Annotated in this window: 12 protein-coding genes, 1 tRNA gene and 1 pseudogene; 11 read left to right on the forward strand and 3 right to left on the reverse strand. The window is 71.4% G+C overall.

Going from position 1 to position 16326, the window contains the following annotated elements; genetic code table 11:
• Positions 1–306 precede the first annotated feature (306 nt).
• The 4 genes and pseudogenes from ABT041_RS14635 (at position 307) to ABT041_RS14650 (ending at position 2881) form a co-directional block, all read left to right on the forward strand.
• A tRNA-Arg gene (locus ABT041_RS14635) sits at positions 307–374 on the forward strand.
• Between the two features lie 208 nt (positions 375–582).
• Positions 583–1329, forward strand: coding sequence for a hypothetical protein (locus ABT041_RS14640; RefSeq protein ID WP_351183883.1), 747 nt, complete (start codon positions 583–585; stop codon positions 1327–1329).
• A 431-nt stretch (positions 1330–1760) separates the two neighbouring features.
• Positions 1761–1919 (forward strand): hypothetical protein, encoded by a 159-nt coding sequence (locus ABT041_RS14645; RefSeq protein WP_351183885.1) that lies wholly within the window; start codon positions 1761–1763, stop codon positions 1917–1919.
• Positions 1920–1949: 30 nt separating this feature from the next.
• Positions 1950–2881 (forward strand): annotated as a pseudogene (locus ABT041_RS14650) (IS5 family transposase).
• Between the two features lie 37 nt (positions 2882–2918).
• Here ABT041_RS14650 and ABT041_RS14655 read toward each other — a convergent pair.
• On the reverse strand, positions 2919–3365 hold the full coding sequence (locus ABT041_RS14655; protein ID WP_351183889.1) for a hypothetical protein: 447 nt from the start codon (positions 3363–3365) through the stop codon (positions 2919–2921).
• A 100-nt stretch (positions 3366–3465) separates the two neighbouring features.
• On the opposite strand from ABT041_RS14655, the gene ABT041_RS14660 reads away from it, so the two are divergent.
• Positions 3466–4998 (forward strand): transposase, encoded by a 1533-nt coding sequence (locus tag ABT041_RS14660; protein WP_351183891.1) that lies wholly within the window; start codon positions 3466–3468, stop codon positions 4996–4998.
• A gap of 122 nt (positions 4999–5120) precedes the next feature.
• Here ABT041_RS14660 and ABT041_RS14665 read toward each other — a convergent pair whose 3' ends face one another.
• Together ABT041_RS14665 and ku are read right to left on the reverse strand one after the other, a co-directional pair.
• Positions 5121–6662, reverse strand: a complete 1542-nt coding sequence (locus ABT041_RS14665) for a M4 family metallopeptidase (protein WP_351184108.1) — start codon at positions 6660–6662, stop codon at positions 5121–5123.
• Between the two features lie 538 nt (positions 6663–7200).
• Positions 7201–8166, reverse strand: coding sequence for a non-homologous end joining protein Ku (ku, locus tag ABT041_RS14670; RefSeq protein WP_351183893.1), 966 nt, complete (start codon positions 8164–8166; stop codon positions 7201–7203).
• 50 nt (positions 8167–8216) lie between these two features.
• Here ku and ligD point away from each other — a divergent pair, with 50 nt between their 5' ends.
• The 6 genes from ligD to ABT041_RS14700 all read left to right on the forward strand — a co-directional run bounded on the left by ligD (position 8217) and on the right by ABT041_RS14700 (position 16323).
• Entirely contained in the window at positions 8217–9113 is an 897-nt protein-coding gene (gene ligD / locus ABT041_RS14675; protein ID WP_351183895.1) for a non-homologous end-joining DNA ligase, read from the forward strand.
• A gap of 172 nt (positions 9114–9285) precedes the next feature.
• Positions 9286–10200 carry an ATP-dependent DNA ligase gene (locus ABT041_RS14680; RefSeq protein WP_351183897.1) on the forward strand — a complete coding sequence of 305 codons (915 nt, stop codon included), beginning with the start codon at positions 9286–9288 and terminating at the stop codon, positions 10198–10200.
• Positions 10201–10401: 201 nt separating this feature from the next.
• Complete coding sequence (locus ABT041_RS14685) at positions 10402–12498, forward strand: PBS lyase (RefSeq protein WP_351183899.1); 2097 nt, start codon at positions 10402–10404, stop codon at positions 12496–12498.
• Between the two features lie 242 nt (positions 12499–12740).
• Positions 12741–13514, forward strand: a complete 774-nt coding sequence (locus tag ABT041_RS14690; RefSeq protein WP_351183900.1) for an NADH-quinone oxidoreductase subunit E — start codon at positions 12741–12743, stop codon at positions 13512–13514.
• A 90-nt stretch (positions 13515–13604) separates the two neighbouring features.
• Entirely contained in the window at positions 13605–14876 is a 1272-nt protein-coding gene (locus ABT041_RS14695; RefSeq protein WP_351183902.1) for an ATP-binding protein, read from the forward strand.
• Positions 14877–14931: 55 nt separating this feature from the next.
• The gene (locus tag ABT041_RS14700; protein WP_351183904.1) at positions 14932–16323 is read left to right on the forward strand and encodes an FtsW/RodA/SpoVE family cell cycle protein; all 1392 of its coding nucleotides are present in this window, start codon (positions 14932–14934) and stop codon (positions 16321–16323) included.
• Positions 16324–16326: the final 3 nt, after the last annotated feature.

Here is a 16326-nt window from a genome sequence, read left to right on the forward strand (position 1 = left end):
AAACACAGTTCGAACCGGCCCCTGGCCGCTCGGAGCAGCCTCGACCCGGCGCCCAGCGAGGAACGGTACACACGGCCGCACACCCGCCCCCTGCATGGGAGCGCCACTGTGCTCGCCGGCGATCTCACCTCCGCCCTCGCTCTCGCCGTCATCGTCACCTGGCAGTCGCCCCCCTCCCCTCGCGACCACGCATGCAGTCCCGCGCTGACCGCGCTGGAGAGAGCCCTGCCCGACAGTCATGCGAGTGAGTGGCGAGTGAACTACGAACGAGCACAATCTAGGGCGGGGGTCTTCGCAGGTCAGGTGGCCCCTGCAGCACCATCGAGCAACGGCCTCCGGAGCCGTGTGCGCAGGTTCGAATCCTGCCGGGGGCACTTCGCAGGAAGTGCCACACAGACCCCGTGATCAGCGGAAACGCTGAGTGCGGGGTCTTGTTGTATGTGCAGGCGTGTGCGGGGGCGAGCTGCACCCTCGCAGCTAAACGCCACAGAGCCCTGGTCAGTCCAGGGGGCCGTGGATCAGGGCCGCCTGCTCCGAGACAGTCGAGGCGAGATCCTCCAGCCCACGTCTAGGTTTGGCCATGTGAACCACAACCGTTCCCATGCCTGGACGCCCTACGACGCTGACTTGCCGCCCTACCAGGTGGTCCTGGCGGAGACTGATTGGGGTTCGCTCCAGACAGCTTTCGGGAACGGTGAGGACCTTCCCAGGGTCCTGGTGCGGCTGTTGGAGCCCGATGCCAAGGTTCAGGTCGCCGCTTTGTCGGAGCTGGGCGAGCTGGTCGGCCACCAGAACACCATCTACGAAGCCACCGCCCCCGTAGCCATGTATGTCGCCGGCATCCTCACCCACCCGGCTGCCATGACCCTACGGCCCTACCGCAACGTCCCCATCCGCGCGACGTTGCTGAGCTGGCTGGCTTACACGGCCTATGACGCCTCCGACGAGACTGTCGACCGCATCGAGCAGTACTTCCCTGGCTTCCTCACCCCCGGCACCACCGTGGCGGCCTTCCGGGACCTGCGCCCGATACTTTTTCGGGCCGTCGCGCCCTTCCTGCAGGACAGCCACGAGGACGTGCGCGAAGCCGCCGTCATCGCCGCGCTCATCCTCGCCGAACACCCCGCGCTCGCCGAACACCGCGATCACCTCGCCGTGCACGCGCGCCGCATCCTGGACACCAGCAGCGACGAGCCCAACCGGCGCGTTGCCCGGAAGGCGCTCGAAGCATGGGGCCGCGACCTCCCCGGCCCTGATCCCTTCCGGGAGGAGCCGTGGGAGTGGGGGCCGCACAGCGACGGTCGGGGCGATCTCGAATCTCCCTTCTGACCGGGCGGTGCGCGGTCGGCGCTGGCAGGTGCTCTCCTGGCCATCGACGAAGCCCGACCGTCGGTTGGGTCCCGGACGAGTCTCCGGGCCGCCCCCAGACAGGCCGGGGATGCAACCATTCCCTTCAGAGCTGGAACCCCCGGAAGCCGACCGCGCGCTTGAGACCATAGAGGCCGGCACTGACATTGATGCTGATACTCGGGTTTCGGTGGCCGTGGCTCGGGCACTGACTGACGTCCTGCTGGGCTGTCCTCAAGTTGTTCTGCCCGGCCGGACCCGTTCTCACGGCTCCGGCCGGGCGGAACATGACCTGATAGGAGCTTGGCCAGAAGCGCCCTCAATGTCCTGTCTGCGCCACCCGGCCGGTGCCTACCTCCGGTTGGGAAGACATCATCAGCATGACAGCAGAGGTCGCAGCGGACACTGCGGACTTGACTGTGTTCGGCGGGGTCGACTCCCACGCCGACACCATCCACGTCGCGGTCATCAGCGACAACGGCGGCCACCTCGCAGACGCGGAGTTCACCACCACTTCCGCCGGATATGCCGCGGCCCTGGCCTTCCTAGGACTTGTTCGGCCGATCATGTGACTACTTCCTGCCCGAGTCGTTCCTGTGGGCATGGGGCGGGGCGATCTGAGTGATGCCGAGTGGGAACGGCTGCGTCCGTTCCTGCCGGTCAGTAACGGGCGTTGTGGCAGGTGGCGGGACCACCGGCAGGTGATCGACGGGATTCTGCACCGGGTGCGGACCGGCGTGCAGTGGCGGGATCTGCCCGAGCGATTCGGACCATGGAAGACCGTCTATGAACGCCATCGCCTGTGGTCGGCCGACGGCACCTGGGAACGTCTGCTTCAGCAGGTTCAGGCCGCGGCCGATGCCGCAGGCGAGATCGACTGGGACCTCTCGGTCGACTCCACGATCGTCCGCGCGCATCAGCATGCTGCCGGCGCCCGCACCGCCCCACCTCCGACCCCGAGATCAAAGGGGGCCGCAGGGATGGAACACCAGGCCGAGACGCCGTGGCAGAGTCTCGTTGCCCGCCTGGCGGAGGTGGTGCTGGAGGTGAGGGCCTGGGCCGCTCGCGCGGCGGTTTCACCAGCAAGCTCCACCTGAGCGCGGACGCCCGCTGCCGACCGCTGTCCCTGCTCATCACGCCAGGACAGCGGGCGGACTGCACCCAGTTCACGCCGGTTCTGGAGAAGATCCGGGTGCCCAGACTTGGCCTGGGCAGGCCGCGCAAGAAGCCAGACAGCATCGCGGCCGACAAGGCTTACAGCAACGGACCCATCCGCGGGTATTTGCGACGGCGGGGCATCCGCCACACCATCCCGGAGAAGACCGACAGCCAGGCGGCCCGCCGGCGCAAGGGCGCCCGCGGTGGACGGCCGCCCGGCTTCGATGAGGACCGCTACAAGAAGCGCAACACCGTCGAGCGGGCGATCAACCGCCTGAAGCAGTCTCGGGCGGTCGCCACTCGCTACGACAAACGCGGCTACATCTTCCTCGGCACCGCCACCGCCGCGGCCCTCATCATCTGGCTTCGCACATGATCGGCTGGGGTCGAACGGCCCCTCGCTTGGTGTCTGTTCAGAGCGAGGGGAGGCCGTGCTCGTAGCCCTCGACCTCGTAGTGCTTGAGCATGCGCGATACCCGGTCCCGGACCGGCCCTCGCAGGTAGGGGATGGCGTTATCCAGATACGGCCTGGCCTCAAGGAGGCACTCCAGGATCTGGAAATAGACGGCACCTCGCCGATGCTCCCCGGCATCGTTGTAGATGTCGTCCACGAAGCCGAAGCATCGCCGTAGCAGGTCGCTGTTCGGTTTCGCCTGTTCCAAGGCCGGCTGGAGAACCGACCTCGTCAGAATGTCGAGGAGGTTCTCGTACAGATCCAGTCCTGTATCGGCTTTAGGCGGCGCCTCATCCTGCCCAAGCCCGTACTTCTCCTCGACCAGATGCCTGGTCTCGGGGACGCGCTCGACCAGGAGAGTCAGGACATCATCGTCATCGACCACAGCACTGCCCATCCCCGTCATGCGACGACGATAGGGCATCGTCCAGCCATCCAGTGCCTGAGTGAATCGGGGCACGCCCGGCCGATCCGCCTCCACGCATGATCGGCCGGACAGTTCCTAGATGCCCACGGCCACGTGGGTCACGATTGGCGTGGAAGGCACCTCCTCATACGGCGCCGGCTTCACCCGCGCCGCCCGATCGCACGGCCACCCGGTCGTCGAGGTCAACCGGCCCGACCGGGCAGAACGACGCCGTATCGGCAAGTCCGATCCCATCGACGCCTACGCCGCCGCCCGCTCCGCCCTGTCCGGACGGGCTTCCAGCACGCCCAAGGACGACACCATCGCCGGCATACGCGCCCTGCACAACGCCGCCCGCTCCGCCGTCAAGGCACGCACCGCAGCCCTGAACCAGATCACCCACATCCTCGTCGCCGCACCCGAGAGCATCCGAGCCAAGTACGGGCAGCTCAAGGGGACGGAGCGCATCGACGCCTTGGCCCGGCTGCGGCCAGCCGGGGACTCGGTCCACGTCGCCGTCCTTGCCGCACTCAAGATCCTCGCCCGACGCGTCAAAGAGCTCACCGCCGAGCACACGGCCCTGACCAAAGCCCTGGACAGCGACGTCACCGTCCACAATCCCGGCCTGCGGGCCACCTACGGGGTCGGCCCCGACACCGCGGCCCAGCTGCTGATCACGGCGGGAGGCAACCCCGAACGCATGCGGACCGAGGCCTCCTTCGCCGCCCTTTGCGGAGCCGCACCGGTCCCCGCCTCCAGCGGCAAAACCAACCGGCACCGCCTCTCACGAGGCGGCGACCGGGCAGCCAGCGCTGCCCTCTACCGCATCGCACTGGTCCGCATGGCCGGAGACTCCCGCACCCGCGAATACGTTGCCCGGCAAACCGCCGCCGGCCGCACGAAGAAGGAGATCATCCGGCTCCTGAAGCGAGCCATCGCCCGGGAGATGTTCCGCTGCCTGACCACCACGGTCGCCGTCCCCGCCATCGCCGACCTGAGACCCTCTGAGGCAGTCCAAGAACATCGCCCTCACCACCGCAGCACGCCACTTCGGCGTCTGGCCGGCCACCGTCTCCGCCCTCGAACGGGGAATGCGCCGAGACGACGACCTCGCTCACGCTTACCGGGACTGGCTCCGGACCGCCTGATCACCCACCAGGGCTCACAGATCGTCTGGCACGGCAGACCACCGACGACTGTCAGAGGAAGCGCCCGACGGCCGTCCCGCACGAACGAAGTCGCCGTACTCATCCTGGACGACGTTCTCGTTGACCCATCGACCGCGCTCGGCTCCAGTGCGCTGTTCGGCAACGATCAGCGCGGTCAACGGGTCCTCAGCCATGCCCAGGAGCCGACCGAACTCGTCGGCCTCGTCACCGGGATCCAACGACGGAAACTCGCCCAGGTCCACGAAGGTCTCATTGCCAGCGTCCTCGACCGAATGGAGATAGACCTCATAGGACGTCTTCGTCGGGCGAACCTCGACATAGCGCACACCCGGGCGCTCCGCCGAGCCGCACGGCCCAAGGAATTGCTCGACCGGACGGCCCCGCCGCAAGGACCCGAGAATGAACGACTCTGCCAAGTGCCGCACCCAGCCACCCTACGGCTCACAGCCCGCCTCTACGGCTGACGACCGATAGGAGCATCAACGGCCCCTGCCCCGTCGTCCTCGTCGGTCGGGACGCGGAAGACCCCGCTCCCAGTGCCAGGACTGGGAGCGGGGTCTTCCGGGTTTGTGTGGTGCCCGCGGTGTTACTTGACGTTGATCGCGTTCCACGCGGCCGCGACCGCGTTGTACTGGGTGCTGCCCGAGCCGTAGAGGTCCGCGGCGGCCGAGAGGGTGGCCGTGCGGGCGCCCGCGTAGCTGGTGGAGGAGGTCATGTAGGTGGACAGGGCCTTGTACCAGATCTTGTACGCGGCCTGGCGGCCGATGCCCGTGACCGTCGAGCCGTCGTACGTCGGCGAGTTGTAGCTGACGCCGTTGATCGTCTTCGAGCCGCTGCCCTCGGAGAGCAGGTAGAAGAAGTGGTTCGCCGGGCCCGAGGAGTAGTGGACGTTCAGGCGGCCGACCGACTTCGACCAGTAGTCGGCGGACTTGCCGTCCTTGCTGGGCTTGTCCATGTAACGGAGCGGCGTGCCGTTGCCGTTGATGTCGATCTTCTCGCCGATGAGGTAGTCGCCCGCGTCGGTGGAGTTGCCCGCGTACCACTCGACCGAGGTGCCGAAGATGTCGGAGGTCGCCTCGTTCAGGCCGCCGGACTCGCCGCTGTAGCGGAGGTTGGCGGTGGAGGAGGTCAGGCCGTGGGACATCTCGTGGCCGGCCACGTCGAGGGACGTCAGCGGGTGGGTGTTGTTGATGCCGTCGCCGTACGTCATGCAGAAGCAGGAGTCGTCCCAGAAGGCGTTCACGTACGCGTTGCCGTAGTGGACGCGGGAGTACGCGCCGACACCGTCGCCGCGGATGCCGTTGCGGCCGAGCTCGTTCTTGTAGAAGTCCCAGGTGACAGCGGCGCCGTAGTGGGCGTCGGCGGCGGCCGTCTCGCGGTTGCTCGCGAGGCCGTTGCCCCAGGTGTCCGTGGAGTTGGTGAAGAGCGTGCCCTGGCCGGACGTGCCGCCGTTCAGGTCGTACGTCTTGTGGCCGCCGCGCGTGGCGTCGGTGAGGGTGTACGAGCCCGAGGTGCCGAGGGTGACCTGGCCGGCGTACATCGTGTTGCCGACGCCGGTCTCGATCGTCTCGTAGGAGAAGAGCTCCTTGCCCGTGGTGGCGTCGGTGACGACCTGGCGGCGGCTCGGCGTGCCGTCCTGCTGGACGCCGGTGACGTAGGTCTCCCAGGCGAGGACCGGCTTGCCGGTGGCCGCCCAGATCACCTTGCGGGCGGAGGAGACGGCCTCGTCCGCGTTGGCGGCGGAGGCGAGGGCGGACTTGCCCGCGGCGGCGGACGAGACGGCCGGCGTGGTGCTCGCCACGGATATGCGGGCCGAGGTGCCCTTGGTGGTGGAGCGGGCGCCCGACTTCTTCTCGTGGACGATCAGGTCGCCACCGAGGACCGGAAGGCCCTCGTAGGTGCGCTCGTAGCGCGTGTGGACGGTGCCGTCCGCGTCCTTGATGACGTCCCGGACGACCAGCTTCTCCTGCGCCTGCAGGCCGATGGCCTTGGCCGTGGCCGACGCCTCGCCCTGGGCCTCCTGGATGGCGGCGGCACGCTCGGGGGCGGTCAGCTTGATCGCCGTGGCACCGGCCACGCGCTGGGCGTCGGCGTTGGCGGATCCGGTCTGGACTCCGACGACGACCATGGCGGCCGAGGCGATCAGCGCGGCGGCTCGGGCGGTGGTACGGCGGGACGAAGACTGCTGGCGGGTCACGCGTGCTCCTTCGCTGGAAAGCGTGGGGGATGAGGTGGGGGTGTGCTGCGTGGTGTTGCGGGGTGAGCGTGCCAGCGAAAGTCCCTGTTTGACAGGTATGCAACAAGGATTTGACCATCTGTTGTCCGAAGGACGGCCAAGAGCGTCCGCTATGCGACGAGTTGAACAATCTTCAACCCCTGTTCACTTATCGGACACCTCGGTTGAGGGGAGAGTGTGGGCGTAGCGATGGGGGATTTGTCCGTTACCTCAACAGGACGCGCTCGCCTAGGTGTTGCCGGTCAGGTCGGCGGAATGCCCTGCGTGCTCGACAGGTGGAGCCTTCTCTTCACGGGGCTCCTCCGCGTGCGACGGTTCGCGCGCGGACGCGTGCACGACGACGGCGCCGGGGAGTGATTCCCCGGCGCCGTCCGCCTTCGTCCGCCGTCCGCCCCCGTCTGCCGTCCGCCCCCTCTGCCCCCCTCTGCCTTCAGGCCGTGCGCTTGCGCGGTGTCGTCTTCTTCGGCGTCGTCTTCTTCGCCGCAGTGGTCTTCTTCGCCGTCGTCTTCTTCGCTGCGGTGGTCTTCGCAGCGGCGGTGGTCTTCTTGGCCGTCGTCTTCTTCGCCGCCGTCCTCTTCTTCGGGCGCAGCTCCGTGACCTCCGCCGGCTCCCCGCGCGCCTCCTTCGCCGCCCGGACGCTGCTCTCCAGGGCCGCCATCAGGTCGATGACCCTGCCTCCGCCCGCCTCCTCCCCCGGCGTCGGCGGCGCCACGCCCTCGCCGCCCGCCGCCTTCGCCGCGATCAGCTCCTCCACCGCCGTCCGGTAGTCGTCGTGCAGGGTGCTGATGTCGACCTCGCCCAGCGTGGCCATCAGCGCGTCCGCCAGGTCCAGTTCGGCCTCACGCACCGTGACCGGGGTCTCGGGCGCGACGCCCTCGGGGGCGCGGATCTCGTCCGGCCACAGCAGGCCGTGCATCGCGATCACGTCGTCCACGACCCGGAGCATGCCGAGCCGTTCCCGTCCCCGCAGGGCGTACTTCGCGACGGCCACCCTGTCGCTGCGCTTGAGGGCCTCCCGGAGCAGGGTGTACGGCTTCGCGGCCGGCACGCCGTTCGCGGAGAGGTAGTACGCGGCGTCCATCTGGAGCGGATCGATCTCACCGGCCGGCACGAAGGCGACGATCTCGATCGTCTTCGCGGTCGGCAGCGGCAGCGCGGCCAGGTCCTCGTCGGTGATCGGGATCATGGTCCCGTCGGCGTCCTCGTACGCCTTGCCGATCTCCGCCTGCGACACCTCCTCCCCGTCGAGCTCGCACACCTTCTTGTAGCGGACCCGGCCGCCGTCCTCGGTGTGGATCTGACGGAAGGAGACGGACCGGCTCTCGGTGGCGTTCACCAGCTTGATCGGGATGCTGACGAGCCCGAAGGATATGGCGCCGTTCCAGATGGATCGCACGATTCTTGCCTTTCAGGCTGATATGTCCTGAAACGTGGGATTCTCATCGTATGACGCCCATCACAGAGGTGGAGGGGCGGCGCCTGCCGCTCAGCAACCTGGACAAGGTCCTCCACCCGCTCACCGGCACCACCAAGGGCGAGCTCCTCCACTACTACGCGACCGTCGGGCCCGTGTTCCTGCCGCATCTGCGCGACCGGCCGGTGTCCTTCCTGCGCTACCCGGACGGTCCCGACGGGCAGCTCTTCTTCACCAAGAATCCGCCGCCCGGCACGCCCTCCTGGGTGAGGACCACCCCCATGCCCCGCTCCGAGGACGCCGGCGCCCGGCAGGTGGTGATCGAGGACCTGGCCTCGCTCATATGGGCCGCGAACCTCGTCGTGGAGTTCCACACGCACCAGTGGCGCGCCTCCTCCCCCGCCGTCGCCGACCGGCTCGTGTTCGACCTCGACCCCGGGCCGCCCGCAGGCATCGCGGAGTGCTGCCTGGTCGCCCTGCACCTGCGCGAGCGGCTCGCCGCCGACGGCCTCGAGGCCTTCGCCAAGACCTCGGGCTCCAAGGGACTGCATCTGCTCGTGCCCGTCGTGCCCACGCCGTCCGCGGACGTCTCGGCGTACGCGAAGCGGCTCGCCGTCGAGGCGGAGGCGGAGCTGCCGGGGCTCGTCACGCACCGGATGGCGAAGGCCCTGCGGGCCGGGAAGGTCTTCGTCGACCACAGCCAGAACGCCGCCGCCAAGACCACCGCCACCCCCTACACCCTGCGGGCCCGTGCCCGGCCCACCGTCTCGGCGCCCGTCACATGGGAGGAGGTCGAGGAGTGCGCCTCCCCTATCGGAAACCCCGAGGGGCTTGCCCTCCTCATGGGCGACATCGCGCCACGTCTGGAGCGGTACGGGGACCTCATGGAGCCCCTCTTCGCACCCGAGCGGGCGGGAGCCCTGCCGTGAGCAGGGCCGTGCGCCGGGCGGCTGGTTCTGCCGTGAGCAGGGCCGTGCGCCGGCCCATGAACCGGGCCGCCACCCGTGCCGCCACCCGTGCCGTGAACAGGGCCATGAGCAGGGCCGCGAGCCGTGCCACGCGCCCGCCGACCCCCGCCCCCCGGCGGGCGGGAGCCCTGCCGTGACCCCCGTCCCCGCCCCACCGACCGGTCCCGTCGTGCTGTTGCCGCCCGTCGACGTCATGCGGCCCCGCTCCGCCGACGAGATCCCCGCGCAGGCCGAGCCGCCCCGGGAACTCCAGTACTCCCTCAAGCTCGACGGGTTCCGCGCGCTCGCCTTCGTCCTCGACGGCGGGAAGGTCGTCCTCCAGTCCCGTTCCCGCCGCGACCTCGCCCCCGAGTTCCCCGACATCGCCGCGCACCTGCGCGAGCAGCTGCCGCCGGGGATCGTCCTGGACGGCGAGCTGTGCGCCTACCGGGACGGCCGGCTGAGCTTCACCGACCTGCTCCGTACGCACGCCGACCGGGTACGGGCCGGGGTGCCCGTCTCGTACGTCGCCTTCGACCTGCTCGCCGTGCCGGGCCGCGACGTGCGGGCTCTGCCGCTCCGCGACCGGTGGGAGCTGCTCGGCGCCGCCCTGCGGGAGGCCGAGCCGCCGCTCCAGCGGGTCCTGGCCACATCGGACGAGGAGACCGCGCGGGCCTGGTTCCGTGACCTGCGGGCGGCGGGCGTCGAGGGCGTCGTCGCGAAGCGGCTCGGCTCGGCCTACCGCGCGGGCTCCACCTGGGAGTGGCGCAAGATCCGGCACGCCGACACGAGCGACGCCCTGCTGCTCGCCCTCGTCGGTCCGCCGGACCGGCCCCGCGCCCTGGTCGTACGGCTCCCCGACGGCCGCACCCTGACCACCTCGCCCAAGCTGACCCCCGCGCAGTCGCGCCAGGTCGGCGAGCTCGCGGGCGAGCGCGCGGGGCCCCTCGCGGAGGACCCGGAGCACGGGCCGGTGCGCTGGATCGACCCGCCGCTCCCGGTCGAGCTGCGCCAGGTCGCGGGGCGGCACGAGACGGCGGCGTTCGTCCGCGTGCGGTCGGAGGGGTAGGGGCCGCCCGCACGGGCGGGCGCTCGGCGCGCCCCCCGTTCGGGCACCGAGCGCAACTGCCTTGCTCCGCACCGTACATGGCGCAAACAGACCGCAACCGGCGCTCCGGGCGCGGCAGGTGTCGCCGGTTCGGCCTTGTTGTCCGTCCTGTGGTGCACACTTGCTGCCTGGCACAGCGCTCACGGGGAAGGCGGCCTGGCAATGCTGACGGGGATCGAGGAGGTCGACTGGGCCTCGCTGGGGCACGCGTACGGCCCCGCGGACGACGTGCCGGAGCTCCTCCGCGGACTCGCCTCCGCCGATCCCGCGGAGCGGGAGACCGCGCTCGACGGCATGTACGGCGCGGTGCACCACCAGGGCGACGTCTACGACTCCACGCTCGCCTGCATCCCCTTCCTGCTGGAACTCGTCGCCGATCCCGCCGTCCAGGACCGGGGCTGCATCGTCGAGCTGCTCACCAGCATCGGCGGGATCGAGCTGGATGACGACGACGAGGAACTGGACGCGCTCGACTCCGACGACGAGGAGTTCATCCCCGCCGCCAACTACGCGATGGCCGCCGCCGCCATCGCCGCAGGTGCCGACGTCTTCCTCGGGCTCGTCTCCGATCCCGACCCCGAGGTGCGGCTCGCCGCGCCCTGCGCGCTCGCCTCGCTGCACCCCGAGCCCGCCCGGGTGCTGACCCTGCTGCGGGAGCGGCTCACCGTCGAGCGGGACACCGAGGTGCGGCTCGCCCTGGTGGCCGCCGTCGGGCGGATCGCGCTGCGGCACGCCTCGCTGCGCACCGAGACCGTCGACTGGCTCGGCTGGCTCGCCCGCGCCGCCCACGACCCGGGGCTGCGGCTCGCGGCGCTCGCCCAGCGGGCGCGCTGCGCGCCCGCCGACATCCCGGACGACGTGGTGCCGTGGGTGACGGGACTCCTGGAGGAGATCAGGACCTCGGCGAACCGCCAGCCCGCCCCCGGCACTGAGCGGGCCGCGACGCCCACGCTCATCGGACAGGTCCGCGAGCTCCTGGAGGAGCACGCCGCCGGCCGGCCCGCCCCCTGGACGGAGGAGCTGCTGCGGACCCTGCACGCCGCGCTCGACGACCGGGTCGACGACCGGATCGCGCTGATCCTGGCGCAGCTGCGCAGCCCGGACTGGGGGCAGCGGTCGGACGCGATCTGGTTGTGCGGCGGTTTGATACGGGTCTGGCGCGGGCGGTACGAAGAGGTCGTCCGGCTCGTCGGCGCGCAGCTCCAGGACCCCGAGCCCAGGCTCCGCGAGGCGGCCACGTCCCTCCTGGAGCGGCTCTTCGAGCTGGGCGCGCCCGCCGCCGACGCGCTCGCGGCGCGCCTCGCCACCGGGCCGGTCGCCATCCCCTCGGGCCAGGGGCTCGTCGGGCGGTCCGGGCGGGACGGGGCGCTGCTCGCGCTGGCGCGCGCGGGGGACAGCCGCGCGGTGCCGCTGCTCGCCCGTGCCCTGGAGGAGCCGGAGGTGCGGCGCGAGCTGCTGTACGCCATGGACGGGCTCGGTCCCTCGGCGGCGATGCTCGCCCCGCTGCTGCGGCGCAGGCTCGCCGAGGTCGAGCTGGACGAGCGGCTGTACGACCGGGCGGCGCCGCTGCTGTACGCCCTGGGGGCCGTGCGGGGCGGACAGGCCGTGCCGGAGGTGCTGCGGGTGCTGCGCGGGGCACCGGCGAACCGGCGGGACTGGGTGCGGGAGGCCGCCCTGCGGACCCTGGCCGCCTTCGGGCCCGCCGCCGGGGAGGCCGTGCCGGACATGCGGGAGCTCCTGGGCGCCGAGTCGGCCGCGGTGGCCACGGCGGCGGCCCGGGCGCTGTGGGCGGCCGAGGGGGACCGGGGGGACGTGCTCCCTGCCCTGGAGCGGTGGCTGCGTCCGGGCACGCCGGTCGGGGACTGGTGCGCCGCCGCGCAGGCCCTCGGCGAGATCGGCCCGGCGGCGGCCGGGGCGGTCCCCGTCCTGCGGCCGGGGCTGCTCTCGCGGGACCTGTGGGTGCGGGTCCGCACCGCCGCGGCGCTGTGGCGGGTGTCCGGCGACGCGTCGGACTCGCTCCCGGTGCTGCTGGCGGCCTGGGAGGAGAACCGGCACGCGCGCGTGGACATCGCGGAGTGCCTCGCGGAGATGGGTCCTGCGGCCTCGGGTGCGCAGCTGGTGGTCCTCACGGAGCTCACGCGCAGGCGCCGCCACAACGCCCGCGAGGACGGCTCCGGCTCCCACGACATCCACCTCGACGAGAAGCTGCTCACCCTGTGCCGGGCGGCGCTGGCCCGGATGGAGCGGGGGGCGTTCTAGGCGCGGCGGGGTTGTCCAGGCCCGGCGGGGGTTGTTCCAGGGCCGCCGGCGGTTGTTCCAGGCCCGGCGGGGGTTGTTCCAGGGTCGTCGGCGGTTGTTCCAGGCCCGGCGGGGTCGTTGCAGGCCCGTCGCGGCGGTGTTCCAGCCTGCCGGAGGCTCTGACATCCGATGATGAGACAAAAAGGACTTCACTCCGCATAAGGTCTACAGGGAGTCCACCCCCCGACCGACCGAGGAGCCCCGTGAGACCGCGCGGAGTGCGCAGCGCCGCCGCCGTCGCCCTGTGCGCCGTCGGTCTCACCCTCGTGCTCGCCGGCTGCGACGGCCGCGAGGGCGAGCTCAAGAGCGCAGGTCCCACGCCCGCCGCCGAGGGTCCCGTCCGGCTCTGGCCCGATCTGCCGCCCGCCACGAACCCCCCGATCGACTACGGCGAGTCCGACACCCAGCGCGTCCCCGGCATCAAGGTCACCGACAACGACGTCCACTCCCTCGACGCGGTGGCGGTCGTCCAGGCCGAGGTGCGCGCCCACCCCCACACGTACACCGGCGCGGACGGCATGTACGAGCAGACCGCCCGCGCGATCGAGGCCTGCGGAACGGCACCGGCCGCCTGTCCCGTCCTGCAGCCGTACTACCGCGACCTCACCGGCAACGGCCGGGACGAGCTCATCGTCGGGATCCGGATGCCGGACCAGCAGGTGGGGGTGCGGGTCTACCTCGCCGAGAACGGGAACCTGACCCGCGTCATGTCCACCGTCGACCAGGTCATCAGCGTGGAGCTGGCGGGCCGGGACCTGATCCTCCGGGTCGGTTCGGCCGGCATCCCCGGGTACGAGTACCGGACCGCCTGGACCTGGGACGAGCAGCAGCGCAGCATGCTGCCCACCCGGGACGAGATCGTCCGGGTGAAGCCGCCCGGCACCGGCCCCTCGACGGTGCCCGCGCCGCACCTGGTGAGCCCGACGCCGACACCGACCGACACCCCCGCGCCCGTATCCCCGGAGGTCACGCCGTGAGGCCCGTACCCCTCTCCCCGGAGGCCACGCCGTGAGACCCGCACCCCTCTCCCCCGGAGGCCACGCCGTGAGGCCCCCGGAGGCCACGCCGTGAGGGCGCCCCGGCTCCCCGCCTGGACCGCGACCCTCACCTGGAAGGCAGCTGTCTTCATCGCGGTGATGTGCTGCGCCCTCGCCGCGCTGCTCGGCATCCTCGTGCACGTCTCGGTGACCGGACAGACCGTGAGCGACTCCCGCGACAAGGCCCTGACGCGGCTCGGCGAGGTCAGCGGGCTCTACGAGGCGGGCGAGCCGCTCCCCCGGTTCGCCGGGGTGGATCCGCCCGGCCTCCCGGCCTCGCTGCGGGCGCTCGCCGTGAGCGGGGAGCGCGGCACGGTGGTCGCGGTGTACAAGGGCCGTCCGACGATGTGGGCGGCGGGACCGGCGGACGGCCGGGCCCTCGCCGTACGCCTCGACTACACCCAGAGCGCCGAGACGATCGACGCGCTCGACCGCTCGATCCTCGGCTCCTCCGTCCTGGCGATCGGCGCGACCCTGCTCGTCGGCGCCTTCGCCGTCACCCGGGTCACCCGCCGGCTGCATCTGACGGCACAGGTGGCCCGCCGGATCAGCGCCGGCGACCTCGACGCGCGCGTGGACGATCCCCGTACGAAGGACCCCTCGCGCCCGCAGGACGAGGTGGCCACGGTGTCCGGGGCGCTCGACACGATGGCCTCGTCGCTGCAGCGGAAGCTGCAGACCGAGCAGCGGTTCACCGCCGACGTGGCGCACGAGCTGCGGACCCCCCTGACGGGTCTCTCGGCGGCGGCCGAGCTGCTGCCGGAGGGGCGGCCGTCGGAGCTCGTACGGGACAGGGTGCGGGCGATGCGCGGGCTCACCGAGGACCTCCTGGAGATCTCGCGGCTCGACGCCCGCACCGAGACCGTGGACCTGGCGGTGCACGAGCTCGGGCCGCTCGCCGAGCGGGTGGTGCGCGCCTCGGGCACGGACACGGAGGTGCGGATCGTCCGGGACGCCACGGTGGAGACGGACCGGCGGCGGGTGGAGCGGGTGCTCGGCAATCTGGTGGCCAACGCGCACAGGCACGGGGCGCCGCCGGTGGTGGTGACGGTGGACGGGCCGGTGGTGTCGGTGCGGGACCACGGGCCGGGCTATCCGGCGTACCTCCTGGAGTCGGGGCCGCAGCGGTTCCGTACCGAGAGCGGGGGCAAGGGGCACGGTCTCGGACTGACCATCGCGGTGGGGCAGGCGGGGGTGATCGGCGCCGAACTGGTCTTCGCCGCCGCCCCGGACGGGGGCGCCGAGGCCCGGCTGCGGCTGCCGGAGTACGTACGGCTCGCCGACCCGGAATCCGAGCAGTGACGGCACACCGTCACACAAAAGGGACATAGGGCATACCGCTTGCTACGTTGCGGCCATGACCGCACCCGCACCACGGCCCCGGAGCCCGGACGCACCCCCGCCCGGCATCCGTGTCCCGAAGCGGCGCGGCGTGGAGCTGTCGCTCCTGATCGGCGCGGTCCTGATCTCCGTCCTCGGCTACGCGGAGGTCGGCCTCGCCCGCAGCGGCGCCGTGCCGCCCGACGCCGCCCGCTACGGGGCCGGGCTCGGGCTGCTCGCGCTCGTCGCCCATCTCGCGGTCCGCTTCCGCGCGCCGTACGCCGATCCGCTGCTGCTGCCGATCGCTGTGCTCCTCAACGGCCTCGGCCTGGTGCTGATCTACCGCCTCGACCTGGAGACGCCGAAGGACCAGGCGGCGGCGACGCAGCTGGTCTGGTCGACGCTCGGGGTGGCGCTCTTCATCGTGGTCGTGCTGCTCCTGCGCGACCACCGGGCGCTCCAGGGGTACGCGTACGTGTCGGTGGCCGCCGCGCTCGGACTGATGATCCTGCCGATCTTCTTCCCGGCGGTGAACGGCGCCAAGATCTGGATCCGGATCGGCGGTCTCTCCTTCCAGCCGGGCGAGTTCGCCAAGATCCTGCTCGCGGTGTTCTTCGCCGCGTACCTCGCCGCCAACCGCAACGCGCTCGCGTACACCGGCCGTCGGATCTGGAAGTTCCAGTTCCCGACGGGCCGGGTCCTCGGGCCGATCGTGGCGATCTGGCTGCTGAGCGTCGGCGTCCTCGTCCTGGAACGGGACCTGGGCACCTCGCTGCTCTTCTTCGGCCTCTTCGTGATCATGCTGTACGTGGCGACCGGCCGGACGGGCTGGATCGCGGTCGGACTCCTCCTGGCCTCCGCCGGGGCCTTCCTCGTCGGCTCGCTCGAACCCCACGTCCACAGCCGGGTGCAGGACTGGCTCGACCCCTTCGCCTCGATCCGCGCGGGCGAGGGCCCCGGGCAACTCGCCCAGTCGCTCTTCGCCTTCGCCGCCGGCGGCATGCTCGGTACGGGGCTCGGCCTCGGCCATTCCGTCCTCATCGGCTTCGCCACCAAGTCCGACTTCATCCTGGCGACGGCCGGCGAGGAGCTGGGGCTCGTCGGCCTCACCGCGCTCTTCCTGCTGTACGCGCTGCTCGTCGCCCGCGGCTACCGCGCCGGCCTCTCGCTGCGCGACCCCTTCGGGCGGCTGCTCGCGATCGGCCTCGCCTCGATCGTGGCGCTCCAGGTCTTCGTGATCGCGGGCGGGGTGATGGGGCTGATCCCGCTGACCGGCATGGCGATGCCGTTCCTGGCGCAGGGAGGCTCTTCCGTGGTGACCAACTGGGTGATCGTCGCGCTCCTCATCCGGGTCAGCGACTCGGCCCGCGCGCCCCAGCCGGACGGCGCCGACACCGGCGAGCTCGCGAAGGTCGGGGGGCCGCGGTGACGG

Source organism: Streptomyces sp. NPDC002825 (genome assembly GCF_040295385.1).
Taxonomy (GTDB): Bacteria; Actinomycetota; Actinomycetes; order Streptomycetales; family Streptomycetaceae; genus Streptomyces.